This window comes from Pseudorhodoferax sp. Leaf274 (assembly GCF_001422445.1).
Classification (GTDB): domain Bacteria; phylum Pseudomonadota; class Gammaproteobacteria; order Burkholderiales; family Burkholderiaceae_C; genus Pseudorhodoferax.
The window spans coordinates 116,911-139,033 of the sequence record NZ_LMNA01000029.1; the positions used below are offsets into that span (position 1 = coordinate 116,911).

Below are 22,123 nucleotides of genomic sequence, written 5' to 3' on the forward strand. Positions count from 1 at the left end.
CACTTTGTTGCAAACACAGTACGCCTGTGCACCGATGCAGGGCATGACATGAACGATCAAGAATTACTCGAGTTCGTGGAGGATGGGGACGGGCCCGCGCCGGCACCGCCTGGAGACGCCACCCCGTGGCGCATCCTGGTGGTCGACGACGACGCCGACGTGCACGAGAGCACGGCCTTCGGCCTGCGCGGCATGGAGATCGAGGGCCGGCCGCTGGAGCTGCTGCACGCCTATTCGGGCGTGGAGGCGGTGGCAATGCTGCGTCACGAGCGCGACATCGCCGTCATCCTGCTCGACGTGGTGATGGAGAGCGAGGAAGCCGGCCTGGCGACGGTGGACCGCATCCGCGGCGAACTGGGCCTGGCCCATGTGCGCATCGTGCTGCGCACCGGCCAGCCCGGCCACGCGCCGGAGATCGACACCATCCGGCGCTACGACATCAACGACTACAAGACCAAGAGCGAACTCACGCGCGTCAAGCTGTACACGGCGCTGACGGCCGCGATCCGTTCGTACGACCAGTTGCTGCGGCTGGACGCCAGCCGCCGCGGGCTGGAGAAGATCATCGAGGCCAGCAACCAGTTCCTGGCCGAGCAGGGCCTGCGCACCTTCGCCGAGGGCGTGATCACGCAGATCGCCAGCCTGATCGGCGTGCTGCCCGAGGGGCTGGTCTGCGCGTCGCGCCCCACGCCGGACGGCGGCCTGGCCACGCGGTGCACCGTCATCGCCGCAGCCGGCGCCTTCGCCGCGCTGATGGACCGCGACATCGCCGACATCGGCGACAACGTGGTCGCAGACAGCCTGGGCCGCGCGCTGGCCGAGCGGCGCAACCTGCTGGAGCCGCACCACCTGACGCTGTTCTTCGCCGGTCGCGACGGCAACGACTTCGCCGCCTTCGTGCGGGCCGGCAAGCCGCTGCGCGACGTGGACGTGCGGCTGCTCAACGTGTTCTGCGCCAACATCGCGCTGTCGGCCTCCAACATCGACCTGCTGGTGCGGCTGCGCGAGTACGCGTTCAAGGACCGGCTGCTGGACCTGCCCAACCGCATGGCGCTGCTGCAGCACATCGACCACGAGGCCGACGCGGGCCGCGGCGCGGGGCAGGTGCTGGCGCTGCTGGACATCGACCGCTTCGCCGAGACCAACGACATGTTCGGCTACGCCTACGGCGACCTGCTGCTGGCGGCGATCGCGCGGCGCCTGGTGCAGGGCCTGCCGCAGCGTTGCCTGCTGGCGCGCGTGGCCGGCGACACCTTCGGCATCTGGGGCGCGCACGCGGCGCTGGAGCCGGCTCGGCTCGCCGCCTTGCTGGAGCCGCCTTACGAGATCGAAGGCGTCGCCCGGCCCGTGTCCTTCTCCATGGGCCTGGCGCCCAGCGAGTCCGGCGCCGGCTGCAGCGGCCAGGAGCTGTTCAAGAACGCGCTGATCGCGCTCAAGCAGTCCAAGAGCGCGGGCCAGGGCCATGCCCATACCTACACGGCCGAGGTCGGCATCGCCGCGCGCGAGCGCACCCGCCTGCTGCACGGGCTGCAGCAGGCCTTCGACCGCGAGAACCTGTTCGTCGTCTACCAGCCGCAGCTGTCGCTGGCCAGCGGCCGCGCGGTCGGCGCCGAGGCACTCGTGCGCTGGCGCACCGAGGACGGCCGCTTCGTCCCGCCGGCCGCGTTCATTCCGGTGGCCGAGCAGTCCGGCCTGATCGTGCCCATCGGCCACTGGGTGCTGCGCACGGCGCTGCGCGCGCTGGTGCACCTGCGCCAGGAGCAGGGCGATCTGCGCATGGCGGTCAATGTGTCGCCGCTGCAGTTCGCGCAGCCGCAGTTCCTGGCCGAGGTCGATGCCGCGCTGCGCGATGCCGCGCTGCCCCCCGACAGCCTGGAGCTGGAGATCACCGAATCGGTCGCCGTGATGGGCATGGAACGCGTGTCGGCCCTGCTGCAGCAGATCAAGGCGCGCGGCATCGCGGTCGCCATCGACGACTTCGGCACCGGCTTTTCCTCGCTGTCCTACCTGGACCGCCTGCCGGCCGACCGGCTCAAGATCGACCGCGCCTTCGTGACCGCGCTGGATGCGGCCGACGGCACGGCCCGCATCGCCGAGATGATCGTGCCGCTGGGCCACCGGCTCGGCATGCAGGTGCTGGCCGAGGGCGTGGAGACCGAATCGCAGGCGCAGGCGCTGCGCCACCTCGGCTGCGACGAGGTGCAGGGCTACTTGTACGGCAAGCCCATGCCGCTGGACGACTTCGCGGCCTGGCTGGTCCAGCGGCAAGGCGGTGCATGAGGCACCGGAGCCTGCGCGCAGGCCGGGGCAGGGGCAGACGGGCCGCGTCGGCCGCTGGCAGCCGCCCCGCGCCGACGCGATGAAATCCGGGCGGGTCTGGAAGCTGCGCGCGCACCTGTTCGCGCTGCTGCTCACGACCATGGGGTTGACCTTCACGGTGGTCAACATCGCCATGCTGTTCTGGCGCGTGCCGCAGATCGAACGCGAGAGCCTGCAGGTCTTGCGCAACGAGGCGCAGGACGTGGCCGACCGGCTGGAACTGCTGCTGGGCGCGCGCCAGTCGCGGCTGGAACTCATGGCCAGCCACCTGCGCGGCCGCACGCCGGCGCAGGCCGGCGCCATGCTGGCCTCCAGCCTGCGTGGCGACAGGCTGTTTCGCGCCGTCTACCTGGTGTCGCCGCGTGGGCGGGTCGAAGCGCTGGCGCTGGCGCCGCAGGCTGGCGGGCAGGGCCGGGATTTCCTGGGCAGCGACCTGTCGGCCCATGCCCTGTTCCAGGCCGTCGACGCCGCACGGCCCACGGCATGGAGCGGTCGGCTGGTGTCGGCGCTGTCTGGCGCGCCCGTGGTGGGCGTGGCGCACCGCGACAGCAGCGGCCGCGTGCTGGTCGGCGAGGTGCCCACGGCGGCGCTGCTGGACGAGCTGCGCTCGGTCGCCAGCGCACACGCGCCGATGCTCTGGCTGGTGGACCGCAGCGGCGAGGTGGTGGCCGACACCGGTGGCAGCACCACGGGCCGGCTCGCGCTGCACGACTGGCCGCTGCTGCAGGCCGCGTTGCAGGGCCGGCACGTGCCTGAGCACTTCACATTCGAACGGCAGCGCATGCAGGCGGCCCTGGCACCGGCACCGACGCTGGGCTGGTACGTCATCGGCGGCATGGCGCGCGGCTGGGGCCATCCAGAGGTCCGGCGCCTGGCGCTGTACGTCTGCGTCGGCGTCGTGGGTTGCCTGTTGATCGGCCTGCTGCTCGCGCCGTTCTGGGCCAGCAGGCTGGTGCGGCCGCTGCAGCGCATCGTCGCGCGGGCCGCGCTGAACACGGCCGGCCGCGGGGGCGGCAGCCCCTGGCCACGTGGGCCGGTGGCCGAGTTCAACCGCCTGGCCGGCGACCTGGAGGCCATGGGCCAGGCCGTGCAGGAACGCGAGCACAAGCTGCAGGCCCTGTTCAACCTGGCGCCGGTGCCGATGGCGGTGACGGACATGGACGAGGCCCACTGCTTCCTGGACGTCAACAGCGCCTGGTGCGAGGAGACCGGCTACACCCGCGCCGAGGCGATCGGCCTCAACTCGCTGGAGTTGGGCATGTGGAGTTCGGTGCAGCACCACGAAGACCTGCTGCAGACGCTGGAGGACGGCAGCTTCGCCGGCGAGGTCGAGATCATCTGCAAGAACGGCGAGGCCAGGCTCTACCAGTCCTTCGGCCGCCTGCTGGATTTCAAGGACCAGCGCCTGGTGGTGTGGGGCAGCATCGACATCGGGCCACTGCGCGCGGTCGAGCGGGAGCTGCGCGCGCTCAACCACGACCTGGAGGTGCGCGTGGCCCAGCGTGCCGATGCGCTGGCCATGGCCAACGAGGAGCTGTCCGGCACGCTGGCGCAGCTGCGCTCGGCCCAGGCCGGGCTGGTGCAGACCGAGAAGATGGCCGCGCTGGGCGCCCTGGTGGCCGGCGTGGCGCACGAGCTCAACACCCCGCTGGGCAATGGCGTCATGGCCGTCAGCGCGATGGCCGACGAGACGCGGCGCCTGCGCGCCACGCTGCAGGCCGGCCTGCGCCGCGCCGATCTGCAGCACTGGGTCGACGGCCTGGCGCAGGGCTGCGACATCGCCGGCCGCAACCTGCGCCGCGCGGCCGACCTGGTGCACAGCTTCAAGCGGGTGGCGGTGGACCAGACCAGTTCGCAGCGGCGCCGATTCGAGCTGGCGGAGGTGGTGCACGAGCTGGTGGTGAGCCTGCGGCCCAGCTTCGCACGCACGGCCTACCGCATCGTGGTGGAGGTGCCGGAGCACGGCTTGCGGCTGGACAGCTATCCCGGTGCGCTGGGCCAGGCCCTGGCCAACCTGATCCAGAACGCCGTGCGCCACGGCTTCGACGGCCGCGACCACGGCACGGTGCGCATCACGGCCGGGCGCGAGGGCGGTGGTGACGCAGGGGACGGGAGCGAGGGGGGCGATGCGACCGATCGCCGCATCTGGCTGCGCGTGCAGGACGACGGCGTCGGCATCCCGGACACCGTTATCGGCCGCATCTTCGACCCCTTCATGACCACCAAGATGGGCCAGGGCGGCACGGGGCTGGGGCTGCACATCAGCTACAACGCCGTGGTCCAGCTGCTGGGTGGCACGCTGGCCGTGGACAGCACGCCGGGCCACGGCGCCGCGTTCGAGATGCGGCTGCCGCCCGTGGCGCCGCGCACCGCGACCGAACCCGAGGCCGCGCTGTGACGGCGCCGATGCCGCAGCGCGAGCAGGCGCCGCGCACTTGGCGCCTGCGCACCCACCTGTCGGCGCTGCTCGTCGTCACCATGCTGCTGACCATCGCTTTGGTGGGCAGCGCCATCGTGGTCGCGCGGCTGCCCGGGGCCGAGCGCGACACCCAGGCCGACCTGCAGACCGAGGTGGAGCAGCTGGCCGGCCGGCTGGAGCTGCTGCTCGGCACCGCGCAGGACCGGCTCGAACTGCTGGCCGCGCTGCTCGACGGGGCCGGGCCCGGCGCCGCCAACGCGCTGCTGGACGAGGGGCTGCGCGCCGGTCTGCGCTTCGATGCGGTCTACCAACTCTCGCGCAGCGGTGTGGTGCAGGCCGCCGGGCTGCTGGACGAATGGCAGCCGCGCCGCCGCGGCCTGGTCGGCCGAGACCTTTCGTCCAGCAGCCTGTTCCAGGAGGCGTCGCAACGCGCCGGTGCGGTCTGGAGCGGCCGCTATGCGTCCGTGCTGACGGGCCTGGGCGCCGTCGGCCTGGCGGTGCGCGGCGAGGACGGCCGGGTGCTGATCGCGGAGGTCTCCTCCGAGACCCTGCTGGGCGCCGTGCGGGTGGCGGCAGGGCGCAGGGGCGCGTCGGTCTGGATCGTGGACCGCCACGGCGACGTGATCGCCGACACCGATGGCGGGCGCGAGCAGGGCCGGCTGAACATCCGCGACTGGCCGCTCATGCAGGCGCAGCCGGTCGGCGGCACGGGGGTGGTGGCGTTCGGGCACCGCGGCCAGACGCGGCATGCGGCCATCGCGCATTCCGACGCGCTCGACTGGTACCTGGTAGGCCACGCGCCGCAGGGCTGGGCCAACCCGCGCGTGCAGCGCCTCGTCATCTACCCGGCCGCCAGCTTTGCCACCTGCCTGCTGGTCGGCCTGGTGGTGGCGCCGTTCTGGGCGCACCGGCTGACACGGCCCCTGCAGAGCATCCTGGACCGGGCGGCCCGCGCCACCCGCGGCGAAGCCGGCGACCGGGCCTGGCCGCGCGGTCCGGTCGCCGAGTTCAACCAGCTCTCCCGCGACCTGGAGGCCATGGCCAACGCGCTGATGGAACGCGAGCAGAAGTTCCTCGCGATCTTCAACGCGGCCCCGGTGCCGATGAGCGTGACCGATGCGCGCCGCGGCTACGCCCTGCTCGACGTGAACGAGGCCTGGTGCCGCGCGTTCCGCTACCAGCGCGCGCAGGTGCTGGGGCGCACCGGCGTGGACATCGGCATGGTGTCGATGGCGCAGGGCAAGGCCCTGCAGTCCCGCCTGCGGGCGCTGCGCATGCAGGACGAGGCGGTGCTGCTGTGCGGCGACGGCACGCCGATCCAGGTGCAGGTGTTCGCGCAGCGCGTGGAGCTGGCGACGCAGGATCTGGTGCTCTGGGCGGCGGTGGACATCGGGCCGCTGCGCCGGGTCGAGCAGCAGCTGCGCGAGCTCAACCAGCAGCTCGGTGCGCGCGTGGCGCAGCGCACCGAGGCGCTGGCCGCCTCCAACGCCGAGCTGGCCAGCACCGTGGCGCAGCTGGGTGCGGCCCAGGAGGAACTGGTGCGCACCGAGAAGATGGCCGCGCTGGGCAGCCTGGTGGCCGGCGTGGCGCACGAGCTGCACACGCCGCTGGGCAATGGCGTGATGGCGGTCAGCGCCATGGCCGACGCGGTGGGGCGCTTCCAGGCCGGCATGCGAGCGGGCATCCGGCGCAGCGACCTGCAGCAGGTGCTCGACAGCGTGGAGCAGGGCTGCGACATCGCCGGGCGCAACCTGCGCCGCGCCGCCGATCTCGTGCACAGCTTCAAGCAGGTGGCGGTGGACCGCACCAGCGCGCAGCGCCGCAGCTTCGAGCTCGCCGAGGTGGTGCACGAGATGGTGGTGAGCCTCAAGCCCAGCTTTGCGCGCCAGCCCTGGCGGATCGAGGTGGACGTGCAGGCCGAAGGCCTGCGGCTGGACAGCTACCCCGGTGCGCTGGGCCAGGTGCTGGGCAACCTGATCCAGAACGCGGTGCTGCATGGCTTCGACGGACGCGACCACGGCACCGTGCGCATCACGGCAGGCCGCGGCGACGACGGGGCGATCCGGCTGCGCGTGGCCGACGACGGGCGCGGCATCGCGCCCGCGCACCTGGCGCGCGTGTTCGAGCCCTTCATGACGACCCGCATGGGCCGCGGCGGCACCGGGCTGGGCCTGCACATCAGCCGCAACGCCGTGGCCGAGTTGCTGGGCGGCACGCTCACGGTGCAGAGCACCGAGGGCCAGGGTGCCGTGTTCGAGGTGTGCCTGCCCGCGGTGGCGCCCGTGGTGGCCGCCGCTGCGGGGGCCGGCGGGGAAGGTGCGGGCGAGGCGCAGGCTCAGGCGCATGGGATGGGGGCGGCCGGGCCAGGCAGGGCGATGGCGCCCGCCCGGCACCGTGGCGCCGGGAGCGCCGGCGCATGATGCATGCCCGGCGGCCCGCGGGGCGCCTCTTCACTACCTGGCGCTACGGTGGGCCGCAGGCCCGCAGGGGGACTGCGGCAGGCCTTCGACGGCGGGCAGCTGTTCCTGCTCGACCAGCCGCAGCTGGCGTTGGCCAGCGGCCAGGCCATCGGCGCCTGGCTGCTGCGCACCGCACTGCAGGCGCTGGCCGGCATGCAGTCGCTCGTGCCGGGCGCGCGCACCGGACGGCAGCCCAATGACGGTCCGGGCCTGGCGGCTGCGCACCCACCTGTCGGCGCTGCTGCTGGCCACCATGGCGCTGGCCTTGGCCATCGTGGTGGTGTCGGGCCTGTTGTGGCGGCTGCCGCAGTTCGAGCGCGATAGCCAACGCCAGCTGCGCCAGCAGACGCGCGACGTGGCGGCGCGCATCGAGCTGCTGCTGGGCGCACGCCAGGCGCGGCTCGCGCTGCTGGCCGGCGTGCTCGGTGGCGAGGCCTCGGGCGACGAGGCGGTGCTGCAGGCCCAGGTCGGGCCGGGCCAGGATTTCCAGGCGCTGTACCTGCTGTCGGCCCAGGGCGTGGTGCGGGCCGTGGGCGAGGCGGGCGGCACGGCGATGGTCGCTCCGGGGCGCAGCCTGGCGGCCAATGCGCTCTTCGCCGCGGTGCGCGGCGGGCGCAACACCGCGTGGAGCGGCGATCCCACGGCCCTGCCTTCCGGCGCGGCCAGCGTGGGCCTGGCCTACCGCCGGTCCGACGGCATGGTGCTGATCGGCGAGCTGCCGCTGGCCTTGCTGCACGAGGTGCTGCAGGCCGTGGCCGGGCATGGCACGGCGGAGGTCTGGGTGGTGGACCACGCCGGCACCATCCTCGCCGACACCGAGCAGGGCCGCGACTGGGCACAGCTGCCGCCCGGTGCCATGCCGGTGCTGCAGGCCATGCGCGCCGGCCAGGCGGTGCCGGGCGGGTTCGCCATCGGCACGCAGCAGCTGTGGGCGGCGGCGGCCGAGTCCGAGCGGCTGGGCTGGTTCTTCATCGGCCGCGCGCCGGCCGGCTGGGACCACCCGGCCGTGCGCGAGCTGCTGCCCTATGGCGTCGCCGTGTTCGGCGCCTGCCTGGCGCTGGGCCTGCTGATCGCCGCCGCCTGGGCACGCCGCATGGGACGGTCGCTGCACGAGATCCTGGCGCGCGCGGCACAGACGACGGCGGGCCAGGCCGGGGGCGGCGCCTGGCCGCGCGGCAGCGTCGCCGAGTTCAATGCCATCTCCAGCGACCTGGAAGGCCTGGCCGCGGCGCTGCAGGAGCGCCAGCAGAAGTTCCGCGCCATCTTCAACGCGCTGCCGGTGCCGATGGCCGTGACCGACGCGGACGACGACGGCCGCGCGCTCAATGTGAACGAGGCCTGGTGCCGCGTGCTGGGCCACCGGCGCGAGGACGTGCTGGGCCGCACCGAGACCGAGATCGGCCTGTTCCCGCCCGGGCAGCGCGCCTGGATGCTGGAGCAGCTGCGCGGCGACAGCACGACGCTGGAGTTCCAGATGCTGCGCAAGGACGGCCAGGCGCTGCCCATGCGCTCGTCCTGCCGGCGCGTGCGCCTGCCGCACGCGCACTGGCTGGTCTGGGCCAGCGTGGACATGGGCGCGCTGCGCTCGGTCGAGCGCGAGCTGCGCGAACTCAACCAGCAGCTGGAGCAGCGCGTGGACCGGCGCACCCAGGCGCTGGCCGATGCCAACACGCAGCTGGCACGCCAGGTGCAACAGCTGCGCCTGGTGCAGGACGGCCTCGTGCATTCGGAGAAGATGGCCGCCCTCGGCGCGCTGGTCGCGGGCGTGGCGCATGAACTCAACACCCCGCTGGGCAACGGCGTGATGGCGGCCAGCGCGCTGGGCGACGCGGTGCGGCATTTCCGCGGCCTGGCGCAGGCCGGCCTGCGGCGCGCCGACCTGCAGCAGCTGACCGAGGCCGTGGCCCAGGGCGTGGACATCGCGCAGCGCAACCTGCGCCGCGCGGCCGACCTGGTGCAGAGCTTCAAGCAGGTGGCGGTGGACCAGACCAGCTCGCAGCGCCGGCGCTTCGAACTGGGCGAGGTGGTGCACGAGATGGTGGTGAGCCTGCGCCCGAGCTTCCACCGCACGCCCTACCGCATCGAGGTCGACGTGCCCGAGACCGGCCTGCTGCTGGACAGCTATCCCGGCGCGCTGGGCCAGACCATCGGCAACCTGATCCAGAACGCCGTGCTGCACGGCTTCGACGGGCGCGCGCACGGCACGGTGCGGATCGCCGCCGGCCGGGGCACCGACGACGCCACGGTCTGGCTGCACGTGCAGGACGACGGCAAGGGCATCGCGCCCGAGCACATCGACCGCATCTTCGAGCCCTTCATGACCACCCGCATGGGCCGCGGCGGCACCGGCCTGGGCCTGCACATCAGCTACAACGCGGTGGTCAACGTGCTGGGCGGCACGCTCACGGTGCAGAGCGCGCCCGGGCAGGGCAGCTGCTTCGTGCTGCGCATCCCCAGCGAGGCGCCGCTGTCGGTGCCGCAGCCGCTGGAGCCCCTCGCATGAAACCCCGTGCCTGGCGGCTGGCCGACCACCTGACCGCGCTGCTGCTGGTCGCCATGCTGGCCAGCTTCGCGCTGGCCGCCGCGGCGCTGCTGCTCTACCGCATCCCCGAGATCGAACGCCAGGCCGGTGCGGTGCTGCAGCGCGAGGTGGACGGCATGTCCGAACGCCTGGCGCTGCTGCTGCAGACGCTGCAGGGCCGGCTCGAGCAGTCTGCGCAGCTGCTCGACCAGTTGCCCGCCAGCCGGGCCGAGGCCTTGCTGGACGCCACCATCGACACGGCCCAGGTGGCGGTGGCGCTGTACCGCCTCGGGCCGGACGGGCGGCTGCAGGTGCTGGGCCTGCCGTACGACCAGCGCGGCCGGCGCCATGCGTCGATCGGCAGCGACCTGTCGCGCAGCCCGCTGTGGGCGGCCCTGGCCTCCGGGACCGGCGTGGCCTGGGACAGCGGGCATCTCTCGCCCATCACCGGCCTGCCCACCGTGGCCGCGGCCTGGCGCGACACGCACGGCCACGTGCTCGTGGCCGAGATGCCGGCCGGCGCGCTGGTGCGCACGGTGGCGCTGGCGGCGGCCACGGACGCCGCGCCCATGTGGGTGGTCGACCGCAGCGGCGAGGTCGTCGTCGACGCCAGCGGCCAGGGCGACGAGGGCCGGCCGGACCTGCGCGAGCGGCTGGCGGCGGCCGCGCCGCACCTGCCTGGCCAGCTGCATTGGCAGGGCCGCGACTGGCGCGCCGCCGTGGCCGAGGCGCCCGCGCTGGGCTGGCGCATCGTCGGCCGCGCGCCTTCGGGGCTGGACAACCTGCAGGTACGCCGGCTGTTGCTCTTCAACTGCGTTGCGCTGGCGGCCAGCCTGTTGGCCGGCGCGCTGATCGCGGCGCTGTGGTCGCAGCGCATGGCGCAGCCGCTGCAGGCCACCGTCGAGCGTGCGCGCCAGGCCATGGCCGGCGAACTGCCGCTGCCGGCGGCGCGGCGCAGCAACGTCGTCGAGTTCAACCAGCTGGCGCAGGAGCTGCAGACCATGGCCGTGGCGCTGCACGAGCGCGAGCTGCGCTGGCAGAGCATCTTCAACGCCGCGCCCCTGGCCATGGGCGTGGCCGACGCCCGCACGGCCATGCGGCTGCTGGCCGTGAACGATGCGTGGTGCCGCGATTTCGGCTTCACGCGCGAGGAGGCGGTGGGACGCAGCGTGCTGGAGCTGGACATGCTCCTGAAGCCGCCGAGCGAAGAGGAGCTCGCCGGGCTGGTCGCGGCCGGGCCGGCCCGCACCGAACTGCCGCTGCGCAGGCGCGATGGCCGCATCGTGCAGACGCTGATGTTCGGCCCGCACCCCGTGCCCGGCAGCGACCGCGAGGTGATCTGGGCCTCGATGGACCTCAGCGCCTTGCGCGAGGCCGAAGATGCGCTGCGCGAACTGAACCAGCAGCTCGAGGCCCGGGTGGCGCAGCGCAGCCATGCGCTGGCCACGTCGAACGAGGCGCTGGCGCGCAGCGCCGAGCAACTGCGCCTGGCCCAGGCCGAGCTCGTGCAGGCCGAGAAGATGGCGGCGCTGGGTGCGCTGGTGGCCGGCATCGCGCACGAACTGCAGACGCCGCTGGGCAACGGCCTGCTGGCCATCGGCAGCCTGGCAGCGGTGCTCGAGCGCTTCCAGGAGGCCAGCCGGGCGGGCCTGCGCCGGGCCGACCTGGCGGCTTTCCTCGCCGGCCTGGAGGAGGGTGCGGAGATCGCCGAGCGCAGCCTGCGCCGCGCGGCCGATTTGGTGCAGAACTTCAAGCAGGTGGCGGTGGACCAGACCAGCGCGCAGCGCCGGCGCTTCGAGCTGCACGACGTGGTGCGCGACATGGCCGCCAGCCTGCGCCCGGGCCTGGCCGGCACGCCCTACACCATCGAGGTGGACGTGCCGGCCACCGGCCTGCTGCTGGACAGCTACCCCGGCGCGCTGGGCCAGACGCTGGGCCAGCTGGTGCACAACGCGGTGCTGCACGGCTTTGACGGGCGCGACCACGGCTGCGTGCGCATCACGGGTGGCCGCGGCGAGGACGGCCAGGCCTGGCTGCGCGTGGCCGATGACGGCAAGGGCATCGCGGCCGGGCGCATCGCGCAGCTGTTCGACCCCTTCGCGGCCGGCCAGGGCGCGCAGGGCGGGCCGCATGGTGCAGGGCTGGGCCTGTACATCGCCGCCAATGCGGTGGCCAGGCTGCTCGGCGGCGGGCTGACGGTGCACAGCACCGAGGGGCAGGGCAGCTGTTTCGAACTGCGCCTGCCGGACCACGCGCCGGGCCCGCGCAGCGCGCGCGACGGCGCGAGGGAACCCTGGTGATCGTCATGGCCCCCGCACCGCCGCGCGGGCGGCGTGCCGGCGCCGGCTGGCACGTGCGTCGGCCGGCGCCCGACTGCGCCGGGGCGGGTCAGCCGCCCGTGACCTGGCGGGCCCGCAGGTCGGCGATCTCCGCCTCGCCGTAGCCCAGCTCGCGCAGCAGCGCATCGCCGTGCTCGCCGGTGGCCGGCGGCTGCAGCCGGATGCCGGGCCGCTGCCCGTCCAGCGTGAAGGGCAGCAGCGGCACCTTGGACATCCGGCCGTCGTTCATGCGCACCGCGCCGAAACCGCCGCTCTCGTTCAGGTGCGGGTCGTCGAACAGGTCCTGCGGCCGGGCGATGGGCGCGAACGGCAGTTCGTTGGCCTCGAACACGGCCGCCAGCTCGGCGGCGCTGTGCCCGGCCAGGTGCGTGCGCAGCCTGGGCAGCAGCCAGCCGCGCGCCAGCACGCGGTCGTTGTTGGTCTTGAGCCGCGGATCGGCCAGCAGTTCATGCAGGCCGAAGGCCTGGCAGAACACGGCCCACTGCCTGTCGCTGACGGCGGCCAGGAAGATCTGCTCGCCATCCCTGACCGTGAACACGTCGTACACGGCCCAGGCCGAGATGCGGCTGGGCATGGGGTCCGCGGCGCGGCCCGTGGCGGCGAACTGCATCATGTGCTGCATCACCAGGAACACGTTGTTCTCGAACAGCGCGGCCTGCACCTCGCAGCCCTGGCCGGTCTGCTCGCGCTGGCGCAGCGCGGCCATGGCACCGATGGCGCCGAACATGCCGCCCATGATGTCGTTGACGCTGGTGCCCGCGCGCAGCGGGTCGCCGGCGCGGCCCGTCATGTAGGCCAGGCCGCCCATCATCTGCACCACCTCGTCCAGTGCCGTGCGCTGCTCGTAGGGGCCGGGCAGGAAGCCCTTATGGCTCACGTAGACCACGCGCGGGTTGAGTTTCTTGACGCTGGCGTGGTCCAGTCCCAGCCTGGCCATGGTGCCGGGCTTGAAGTTCTCGCTCACGATGTCGGCCGTGGCCACCAGCCGCAGCGCGGCCTCGCGGCCTTCGGGCTGCTTCAGGTCGAGCGCGATGCTCTTCTTGTTGCGGTTGAAGGCCGGGAAGAAGCCGGCGCCCGCGCCGAGCAGCCGGCGCGTGTTGTCGCCTTCCAGCGGCTCGACCTTGATGACCTCGGCGCCCAGGTCGCCCAGCAGCATGCCGCAGGTCGGGCCCATGACCATGTGGGTGAATTCGACGATGCGGATGCCGGCATAGGGCAGCGGTGCGGGGCAGGGGGTGTTCATGGCGCGGGGTCGGGGGCGAAGCGCACGGCGGCGGCCAGGCCGCCCAGCCGCGCGGATGGGGCGAGCTGCAGTGTCGCACCGTGGCGCTCGGCGATGGCGTGCGCGATGGTCAGGCCCAGCCCGCTGCCGCCGGCCGGGGCGCCGGGGCTGCGGTAGAAGCGTTCGAACACGCGGGCGCGTTCCTCGGGGGCGATGCCCGGGCCGTCGTCGTGCACGGCCAGCTGCCATGGCGCCACCACCAGGTCGATGCGGCCGTCCGCGGCGCCGTACTTGATGGCGTTGTCCAGCAGGTTGCGCAGCAGGATGGCCAGCGCGTCGGCGTCGCCGCGCACCGGCGCCAGGGCGGCTTCGTCGCCCTCGATCTCCAGGCCCAGGTCGATGCCGCGTGCCTGGGCCTGCGGCAGCGCCTCGGCCAGGGCCTGGCGGGCGAGCGGCGCCAGCGCCAGCGGCGGCAGCGGGCCGCTGTCCTGCACCGCGGCTTCCTGGCGCGCGAGCAGCAGCAGTTGCTGCATGAGCCGGATCGCGCGGTCGATGCCCTGCTGCAGCCGGGCCAGCGCCACGCCGCGTGCGGGGGCGTCGGCGGCCCGTTCCACGGCCTGGGCCTGCAGCTTGAGCGCGGCCAGCGGCGAGCGCAGTTCGTGCGCGGCGTTGGCCACGAAGGCGCGCTGCGCGGCGAACGCCTGGTCGAGCCGGCGGAACAGCGCGTTGATCTCGTCCACCAGCGGGCGCACCTCGTCCGGCAGGCCGGTGCCCTGCAGCGCAGACAGGTCGTCGGCCGCGCGCACGGCCACCTCGGCCTGGGTGCGGGCGAGCGGCGCCAGCGAGCGGCTGATGCCCCACCACACCAGCAGCATCAGCACGGGTGCCATCAGCGCCATCGGCAGCGTGGCGCGCAGGGCCAGCGCGCGGGCCCGGGCCTGGCGCGCGTCCAGGTCCTGGGCGATCTGGATGGTTTGGAAGCGCGTCTGCACCGTGTAGACGCGGTAGTGCACGCCGTCCAGCCGCGCGTCGGAGAAGCCCAGCACGGCGCGCGGCGGCAGCGGCGTGGGCACGGAGCGGAACAGCTGCACGCCGTCGGCGCCCCAGATCTGCACGAGGTACTCGTCGCTGCCGTCCGCGTCGCGCGTGGGCGGTGCCAGCGGCAGGCCGCCGCGCAGCGCATGCGCCATCTGCTGCAGGTGGTAGTCGAACATCTCGTCGGCCTGGCGCAGCGCGCTGCGCCAGGCGGTGCCGGCGAGCACCGCCGCCGCCAGCACGATGACGGTCATGACGTAGCCGAGCAGCCGGCTCCTGAGGGAGTGACGGGAAGCGTTCATGCCTTGGGCATCAGGTAGCCCAGCCCCCGCACGTTCTGGATCAGGCCGGGCCCGAGCTTCTTGCGCAGGCCGTGGATGTAGACCTCGATGGCGTTGGAGCTGATGTCGTCCTTCCAGCCGTAGAGCTTCTCTTCCAGCTGCGCGCGCGAGAACACCACGCCGGGCCGGGCCATCAGCGTCTCGAGCACGGCCCATTCGCGCGCCGACAGCACCACGGGCTCGCCGCCCTTGCTGGCCTCGCGCGTGGCCGGGTTGAGCGCCACGTCCTGGTAGCGCACCACGGGGTCGGCACGGCCGTGGGCGCGGCGGATCAGCGCGTGGATGCGGGCCAGCAGCTCGTCCAGGTCGTAGGGCTTGAGCACGTAGTCGTCGGCACCGGCATTCAGGCCGGCCACGCGCTCGGCCACGGCGTCGCGCGCGGTCAGGATCAGCACCGGCACCGTCTCCTGGCGCGCCCGCAGCGCGCGCAGCACCTCCAGGCCGTCGCGTCGGGGCAGGCCCAGGTCGAGCAGCACGAGGTCGTAGCGCTCGGCCTGCAGCGCGGTGTCGGCCATCTCGCCGTCGCGCACCCAGTCCACGGCGAAGTGCTCGGCCCGCAGCAGGTCGAGCACGGTCTCGCCGATCATGGTGTCGTCCTCGACCAGAAGCAATCGCATGCGGTGTCCTCGTTGGCGGCGATTATCCCGACGGGGCCGGCGCGAAACTGAAGCGGAACTGAAAGCCGGCCGCCCGTGGCTTAATACCGGGTTTTTCAAGGAGATGCGACATGGGCGCGCAGTGGAAATCGAAGGGCAAGGAGCTCGTGGCCAATGCCAAGGGCAAGCTGTTCAGCAAGCTGGCCAAGGACATCATGCTGGCCGCACGCAACGGCGCCGACCCGGCCAGCAACGCCAAGCTGCGGCTGGTGGTGGAGCAGGCGCGCAAGGCGTCCATGCCCAAGGACACGCTGGACCGCGCCATCAAGAAGGGCGCGGGGCTGACCGGCGAGACGGTGCACTTCGACCACGTCATCTACGAGGGCTTCGCGCCGCACCGCGTGCCGGTGATGGTCGAGTGCCTGACCGACAACGTGAACCGCACCGCCCCGGAGATGCGCGTGCTGTTCCGCAAGGGCCAGCTCGGCACCTCGGGCTCGGTCTCCTGGGATTTCGACCACGTCGGCATGGTGGAGGCCGAACCCGCTGCCGCCGGTGCCGACCCCGAACTGGCCGCCATCGAGGCCGGCGCGCAGGACTTCGAGCCGGGCCACGAGGAGGGCAGCACGCTGTTCCTGACCGACCCGGGCGACCTCGACCTGGTCAGCCGCGCGCTGCCGGCCCAGGGCTTCACGGTGCTGTCGGCCAAGCTCGGCTACAAGGCCAAGAACCCGGTCGACCCGGCCAGCCTGTCGGCCGCGGACCTGGAGGAGGTCGAGGCCTTCCTGGCCGCCATCGACGCCAACGACGACGTGCAGAACCTGTTCGTGGGACTGGGCGGTTGACGCCAGGCCCGGAGCGAAGGTCCTACCGCGCCAGCCGCATCAGCTTGCCGCTGTCGGTGAGCAGCAGCAGCGCGCCGTCGGGCGCCTGCCGCACATCGCGGAAGCGCTCGCCCAGCGTGCCGAACATGGCCTCGCGCGCGCTCACGGTGTTGCCGTCCAGCGTGAGGCGCCACAGGGCCTGGCCGGCCAGCGATCCCGAGAACAGCTGGCCGCGCCATTCGGGGAACATGCTGCCCGTGTAGAACGCCAGGCCGGCCGGCGCGATGGACGTGGGCACCCAGTAGGTCAGCGGCTCCACGTAGTCGGGCGCGTGCGTGCCGCCGCCGATGCGGCAGCCCGTGCCGACCGGCGATCCATAGGGGCAGCCGTAGCTGCGCAGGGGCCAGCCGTAGTTGGCGCCGGCACGGGCGATGTTGAGCTCGTCGCCGCCCTGCGGACCATGCTCGCTGACCCACAATTCGCCCGTGCCGGGGTGCAGCGCGGCACCCTGCGGGTTGCGGTGGCCCATGCTCCACAGGCCGGGCAGCGCACCGCTGCCGAAGGAGGGGTTGTCCGCCGGTGCCGTGCCGTCGCGCTGGATGCGCACTACCTTGCCCAGCGTCTGGGCCGCGTCCTGCGCGGGGCTTTCCAGCGCGCGTTCGCCCAGCGTCACGAACAGCGTCTTGTCGCGGCCGAACGCCATGCGCGCGCCAAAGTGGTTGCCGCCCGTGGTCTTGGGCACCTGGCGCAGGATGACGGTGGCGTCCACCAGCGCATCGCCCGCCAGCCGCGCGCGCAGCACGGCCGTGCCGGCGGTGCCGGCCTGGGCGCCCACGCCGGGCTCGGCATAGCTCAGGTAGACCCAGGGTGCGCCCGCGCTGTAGTCGGGGTCGAGCGCCACGTCGAGCAGGCCGCCCTGTCCGGCCGCCGCGACGGCCGGCACGCCGGCGATCTGCGCCAGCGTCGTGCGGCCGTCGGCCGACAGGCGCAGCAGGCTGCCGGCCTTCTGTGTCACGAGCATCTGGCCGTCCGGCAGCACCGCCAGGCTCCAGGGACTGGCGAGGCTGCTGTGCAGCGTGGTGAGCTGCGGCTCGGCGGGCGTTGGGGGCGGCGTGGCCGCGTCGTCGCTGCCACCGCCGCCGCAGGCCACGGCCCCGAGCACGAGGAGCAGGGCGGCTGCGGCAAGGCGCGGACCGGTCGTCGTCGTCATGGCGTTCTCCAGCATGAGAGTGCGCGCATGCTAGGCAAGGATCGCGGCGCCGGCTGTAGGCCCCGGCCGCGTCCGTCCGGGGTCAGCCCAGGGTCAGTCCAGCGGTTGCGTCAGGTACACGGCCTCGCGTCCGACGATGGGCTCGCGCGTGGGCATGAACACCGTGCAGTCGTCGCAGGGCGCCACGATGGCGTGCGGCCCGTCGGTGGCGATCAGTTCGCCACGGGCGAAGCTCTCCAGCCCGATCAGCGGCCGCGTGAAACGGAAATCCGCGGTGCGCACCAGGTGCGTCTCCAGCAGCTCGAAGCGCAGTTGCGGCTGCGCGGGGCGTTCGGCGGGCGCATCGACGAGGCCGAAATGCGCGAGGAAATCCAGCGTCACGGCCGTCGCCAGGCTGGCGGAGGCCTGCTGGAAGTGCTGGCCGCACTCGACCACCAGCGCCACGCCCGGGCCCGGCCCCTCGTTGCCGTGCGTGCCGTACTGGATCAGCGGCGTGCCCGAGCCCAGCCCCCGCGGCATGACCAGGTGCAGGGCCGGCCGGCCGATGGCCAGCGCCACGGCGGCATTGCGCGAGAACGCCGGATAGACCCAGAACGGCGGCACCGCCTGGCTGGTGGAATGGATGTCGAGGATGTGGTCGGCCGCATCGACCACGCTGCGCAGGGCCCGCGCACGCTGCAGCTCCGGGCTGTCCTCGGCGCCGTCAAGCCAGTCGGCGGACCAGATGCGGTTCATGTTGTGCACGAGTTGGCGGCTGTCGAACGGACGCTCGATGTCGAAGCTCTCGTAGGCCGCCACGTTGGCGAAGCTGACCGTCAGCGTGCCGATGCTCGGCCGCACGCCGGTGTCCAGCAGGTGCGTGGCGGCCACCATGCCGCAGATCTCGTTGCCGTGCGTGAGCGCGTTGATCAGCACGTGCGGGCCGGGTTTGCCGGAGCTGAAGCGGTGCACGTAGTCGACACCGGTGTTGCCCTGGCGGTAGGCGGAGAGGTCGCGCGGCAGGACTTCGAGAGGGGGCGTGGTCATCGGGTCATCTTACGATCGGCCACCGCGGCAAGCACCGCGGAAAATTGAATTCAAAATAGAATCCCATTCGATGCGCGCGCCAGGACATGCGCGCACGACACCCAGGAGACCTTGCCCATGCCCACCCCCTCCCCGCGCCGCCAGACGCTGGCCGACCTGCTGCGCCGCACGCGCCTGCGCTACCCCGCCAAGACCGCCATCCGCTGCGGCGCGGTGTGCTGGACCTACTCGGAACTGGACGACACCTGCACCCGCCTGGCCCGCGGCCTGGCCGCGCAGGGCGTGGCCGCGGGCGACCGCGTGGCCGTGCTGGCGCGCAACTCGCACGCCTTCGCCGCGCTGCGCTTCGCGGTGGCGCGGCTGGGCGCCGTGCTGGTGCCGATCAATTTCATGCTGAACGCCGAGGAGGTGCGCTACATCCTCGACCACTCGGGCGCCAGCCTGCTGGCCATGGACAGCCTGTCGGGGGCCGTGGCCCGCGAGGCCGCCACCGGCACGGCCGTGCGCCAGCAGCTCTGGCTGCCGGGCGAGGATGCGTCAGAGCCGATGCCGGGCCTGCCGACGTTCGAGTCGCTGCTGGTCGACGGCCCGGCGCTGCCCGAACCGGCGCTCGACTCCGACGCGCTGGCCCAGATCATCTACACCAGCGGCACCGAGTCGCGGCCCAAGGGCGCCATGCTCACGCATGCCGCCGTGATCGCCGAATACGTCACCTGCCTGGTCGATGCCGAGATCGCGCACGGCGACGTGGTGCTCCATGCGCTGCCGCTGTACCACTGCGCCCAGCTCGACGTGTTCCTGGGCCCCTGCATCTACGTGGGCGCCACCAACGTCATCACGTCCAAACCGACGGCCGACAACCTGCTGGCGCTGATGGGCCGCGAGGGCATCACCTCGTTCTTCGCGCCGCCGACGGTGTGGATCGCGCTGCTGCGCGCGCCGCAGTTCGACACCACCGACCTCACGCGGCTGGCCAAGGGCTACTACGGCGCCTCCATCATGCCGGTGGAGGTGCTGAAAGAGATCCTGCGGCGCCTGCCCGCCGCGCGGCTGTGGAACCTGTACGGCCAGACCGAGATCGCGCCCGTGGCCACCGTGCTGCTGCCCGAAGACCAGCTGCGCAAGGCTGGCTCGGCCGGCCGCGCCGCGCTGAACGTGGAGACGCGCATCGTCGACGACGCGATGCAGGACGTGGCGCCCGGCCAGGTTGGCGAGATCGTGCACCGCTCGCCGCAGCTGCTCAGCGGCTACTACCGCGACCCCGAGCGCACCGCCGCGGCCTTCGAGGGCGGGTGGTTCCACAGCGGCGACCTCGGCGTGCTCGACGACGAGGGCTACCTCACCGTGGTCGACCGCAAGAAGGACATGATCAAGACCGGCGGCGAGAACGTGGCCAGCCGCGAGGTGGAGGAGGTGCTGTACGGCATCGAAGGCGTGTCCGAGGTGGCTGTGATCGGCCTGCCGGACCCCAAGTGGATCGAGGCCGTCACCGCCGTCATCGTCCTCAAGCCGGGCAGCCCGCTGGACGAGGCCGGCGTGATCGCCGCGGCCAGCACGCGCCTGGCGCACTTCAAGCTGCCCAAGCGCGTGCACTTCGTCGAGGCGCTGCCCAAGAACCCCAGCGGCAAGCTGCTCAAGCGCGAGCTGCGCCGGCTCTACGACAACTAGGAAGCGCGCTGGTTCCGCGCGCTGGCCGGCAGGTCCGGCCCGGCACCGGGCAGCTCGACCGGCACGCCGGACTCCGCGCTGTAGCGGTGCTTTTCCATCTCGCCGATGCAGCGTGCGCGGTCGTGTGCAGCCAGCGCGTCCAGCAGCCGGGCATGCTCGTCCAGCGTGCGCGCGCGGTCGTCGGCGCGTTCGTACTTGTTCCACATCAGCGGCTCGGCCATGGCCCACAGGCGCCGCACCTCTTCCAGGATCAGGTTGTTCGGCGACAGGCTGAACATGCGGAAGTGGAACTGCCGGTTCAGCTCGATCAGGCCGCGGATGTCGACCGCCGCCGCGCTCTTGCGCATGCCCTCGTTCAGCTGGCGCAGCATGGCCAGCGTCTCGTCGTCGGGCCAGCGGATCGTGCTCATGAGCTCGGTCTCCAGCAGGTGCAGCATGCGGCGGATCTGCGCATGCTCGGCCGGCGCGCGCTTGGTCACGAAGTAGCCCTGGTTGCGCCGGTGCACCAGCAGCCCCTGGTCGGCCAGCACGTTCATGGCCTCGCGCAGCGGCACGCGGCTCACCTCCAGCTGCTCGGCCATCTCCTCCTGGCGGATCTGCTCGCCCGGACTCAGCTCGCCGTTGACGATCATGGCTTTGAGCTGCTGCAGCGTGTGCGCCATGGCGCCGCGGGCCTTCTCGGGCGTGGTTTTCGGAGTGGTCGCGGTGTCGGTCATGGCTTGCCTGCAAAGCGTCCGGCGCGGAAGGCGCCCGGCGGAAGTGCCAGATGCTAGCGCCCCCGTCCCCTAGGGGGAACCCCGATCCCATTCAAAATTGAATTCAATATGATCTAACGCAATTGAATGCGATGCTGCGCGGCCAGCGCCCGCCTTCAAGTCCATCCCACGACAGACCTCGCAGAGGCAGAAGGAGACAAGGATGCGCAGAACATGGAACCGCGTGGCGGGCTTGCTGCTGGCAGGCGCGCTGGCCTGCACGGCGCAGGCGCAGGAGACCGTCAAGGTCGGCGTGCTGATGAGCTATTCCGGCGTCAGCGCGCTGGCCGGCCAGTCCACCGACAACATCATCAAGCTGTACCAGGCCAGGTACGGCGCCGAGGCCGGCGGCCGCAAGCTGGAGTTCGTGCGGCGCGACAGCACCGGCCCCAACCCCGAGGTGGCGCGCCGGCTGGCGCAGGAACTCATCGTGCGCGAGAAGGTGCAGATCCTGATCGGCCCCGACTTCACGCCCAACGTGCTGGCCGTGGCGCCGCTCGTGACCGAGGCCAAGGTGCCGGCCATCATCACCGGCGCCTCCACGCAGGGCATCATCGGCGAGAAGTCGCCGTACTACCTGCGCACGTTCTATTCGGTCCCGCAGGTGGTGCGGCCGATGGCGCAGTGGGCCGCACGCAACGGCATCAAGAAGGTGGCCGTCATGGTGGCCGACTACGGCCCGGGCCAGGATGCCGAGGCCACCTTCGCCAAGAGCTTCACCGAGGCTGGCGGCAGCATCGCCACCACCATCAAGGTGCCGGTGCGCAACCCCGAGTTCTCGGGCTACATGCAGCGCCTGAAAGACGCGAACGCCGATGCGGCCTTCGTCTTCATGCCCATCGGCGAGCTGTCGCTGCAGTTCCTCAAGGCCTATGCCGACGCCGGCCTCAAGGACGGCAGGATGAAGCTGCTGGCCACCTCCGACGTGACCGACGAGACCACGCTGGACGCCGCCGGCGACGCCGCGCTGGGCGCCATCACGGCCGGCAACTACTCGCCGCTGCACGATTCGGCGCTGAACCGCGAGTTCGCCGCCGCCTACGACAAGGCCGTGGGCAAGACGCCGCGCCTGTCGCTCTACCACCCGGTGATGTGGGATGCGATGCACATCCTGTACAGCGCGCTGGAGGCGCAGCGCGGCGCGAAGTTCGATGCCGACAAGTTCATGGCCCACGCGCGCGGCATGGCCTTCGAGAGCCCGCGTGGCCCCATCGCGATCGACAGGCAGACCGGCGACATCGTGCAGGACACCTACATCCGCCGTGTCGAGCGCGTGAACGGCGTGCTGCAGAACGTCGAGTTCGACGTGGTCAAGAACGTGCCGGCCAGGTAGGCCGCGTTCCAGGTCCACGCCCGCCACCGACCCACCACGCCGCGCCCGCACGCGGC

At 72.6% G+C, this 22,123-nt stretch carries 14 protein-coding genes; 8 read left to right on the forward strand and 6 right to left on the reverse strand.

The features are described from left to right. Positions 1 to 48 precede the first annotated feature (48 nt). The 5 genes from ASF44_RS25960 to ASF44_RS25980 all read left to right on the forward strand — a co-directional run bounded on the left by ASF44_RS25960 (position 49) and on the right by ASF44_RS25980 (position 12,018). Positions 49 to 2,280 (forward strand): EAL domain-containing protein, encoded by a 2,232-nt coding sequence (locus ASF44_RS25960; RefSeq protein ID WP_056902170.1) that lies wholly within the window; start codon positions 49 to 51, stop codon positions 2,278 to 2,280. Positions 2,281 to 2,359: 79 nt separating this feature from the next. Continuing rightward, the gene (locus ASF44_RS25965; RefSeq protein WP_056902171.1) at positions 2,360 to 4,717 is read left to right on the forward strand and encodes an ATP-binding protein; all 2,358 of its coding nucleotides are present in this window, start codon (positions 2,360 to 2,362) and stop codon (positions 4,715 to 4,717) included. Next, positions 4,714 to 7,158: an ATP-binding protein gene (locus tag ASF44_RS25970; protein WP_156374708.1), complete on the forward strand. Its 2,445-nt coding sequence runs from the start codon at positions 4,714 to 4,716 to the stop codon at positions 7,156 to 7,158. Before ASF44_RS25965 ends, ASF44_RS25970 begins: the two co-directional genes overlap by 4 nt. Positions 7,159 to 7,393: 235 nt before the next feature. Continuing rightward, the gene (locus ASF44_RS33180; protein WP_056902173.1) at positions 7,394 to 9,700 is read left to right on the forward strand and encodes an ATP-binding protein; all 2,307 of its coding nucleotides are present in this window, start codon (positions 7,394 to 7,396) and stop codon (positions 9,698 to 9,700) included. Continuing rightward, positions 9,697 to 12,018, forward strand: coding sequence for an ATP-binding protein (locus ASF44_RS25980; protein WP_056902174.1), 2,322 nt, complete (start codon positions 9,697 to 9,699; stop codon positions 12,016 to 12,018). The genes ASF44_RS33180 and ASF44_RS25980 overlap by 4 nt, the downstream gene beginning before the upstream one ends. Positions 12,019 to 12,106: 88 nt before the next feature. Here ASF44_RS25980 and ASF44_RS25985 read toward each other — a convergent pair whose 3' ends face one another. Genes ASF44_RS25985 through ASF44_RS25995 form a run of 3 tightly spaced genes read right to left on the reverse strand, consistent with a single transcriptional unit; the run spans position 12,107 to position 15,272 of the window. Beyond that, positions 12,107 to 13,300 (reverse strand): CaiB/BaiF CoA-transferase family protein, encoded by a 1,194-nt coding sequence (locus ASF44_RS25985; RefSeq protein ID WP_056902175.1) that lies wholly within the window; start codon positions 13,298 to 13,300, stop codon positions 12,107 to 12,109. After that, a complete protein-coding gene (locus tag ASF44_RS25990) occupies positions 13,297 to 14,616 on the reverse strand; it encodes an ATP-binding protein (RefSeq protein WP_056902176.1) in 1,320 nt (439 codons plus the stop codon). The genes ASF44_RS25985 and ASF44_RS25990 overlap by 4 nt, the downstream gene beginning before the upstream one ends. Beyond that, a complete protein-coding gene (locus ASF44_RS25995) occupies positions 14,613 to 15,272 on the reverse strand; it encodes a response regulator transcription factor (RefSeq protein ID WP_056902177.1) in 660 nt (219 codons plus the stop codon). Before ASF44_RS25995 ends, ASF44_RS25990 begins: the two co-directional genes overlap by 4 nt. Positions 15,273 to 15,382: 110 nt before the next feature. On the opposite strand from ASF44_RS25995, the gene ASF44_RS26000 reads away from it, so the two are divergent. After that, on the forward strand, positions 15,383 to 16,096 hold the full coding sequence (locus ASF44_RS26000; RefSeq protein WP_056902178.1) for a YebC/PmpR family DNA-binding transcriptional regulator: 714 nt from the start codon (positions 15,383 to 15,385) through the stop codon (positions 16,094 to 16,096). Between the two features lie 22 nt (positions 16,097 to 16,118). Here ASF44_RS26000 and ASF44_RS26005 read toward each other — a convergent pair whose 3' ends face one another. Together ASF44_RS26005 and ASF44_RS26010 are read right to left on the reverse strand one after the other, a co-directional pair. Then, the gene (locus ASF44_RS26005; RefSeq protein WP_056902329.1) at positions 16,119 to 17,285 is read right to left on the reverse strand and encodes a PQQ-dependent sugar dehydrogenase; all 1,167 of its coding nucleotides are present in this window, start codon (positions 17,283 to 17,285) and stop codon (positions 16,119 to 16,121) included. Between the two features lie 93 nt (positions 17,286 to 17,378). Next, positions 17,379 to 18,311, reverse strand: coding sequence for a succinylglutamate desuccinylase/aspartoacylase family protein (locus ASF44_RS26010; protein ID WP_056902179.1), 933 nt, complete (start codon positions 18,309 to 18,311; stop codon positions 17,379 to 17,381). A 117-nt stretch (positions 18,312 to 18,428) separates the two neighbouring features. On the opposite strand from ASF44_RS26010, the gene ASF44_RS26015 reads away from it, so the two are divergent. Continuing rightward, positions 18,429 to 19,979 carry an acyl-CoA synthetase gene (locus ASF44_RS26015; RefSeq protein WP_056902180.1) on the forward strand — a complete coding sequence of 517 codons (1,551 nt, stop codon included), beginning with the start codon at positions 18,429 to 18,431 and terminating at the stop codon, positions 19,977 to 19,979. Here the strand turns inward: ASF44_RS26015 and ASF44_RS26020 are convergent. Further along, complete coding sequence (locus ASF44_RS26020) at positions 19,976 to 20,695, reverse strand: GntR family transcriptional regulator (RefSeq protein WP_056902181.1); 720 nt, start codon at positions 20,693 to 20,695, stop codon at positions 19,976 to 19,978. The two genes, ASF44_RS26015 and ASF44_RS26020, sit on opposite strands and share 4 nt — an antisense overlap. Before the next feature lie 202 nt (positions 20,696 to 20,897). On the opposite strand from ASF44_RS26020, the gene ASF44_RS26025 reads away from it, so the two are divergent. Continuing rightward, positions 20,898 to 22,067 (forward strand): ABC transporter substrate-binding protein, encoded by a 1,170-nt coding sequence (locus ASF44_RS26025; protein WP_082525049.1) that lies wholly within the window; start codon positions 20,898 to 20,900, stop codon positions 22,065 to 22,067. Positions 22,068 to 22,123: the final 56 nt, after the last annotated feature.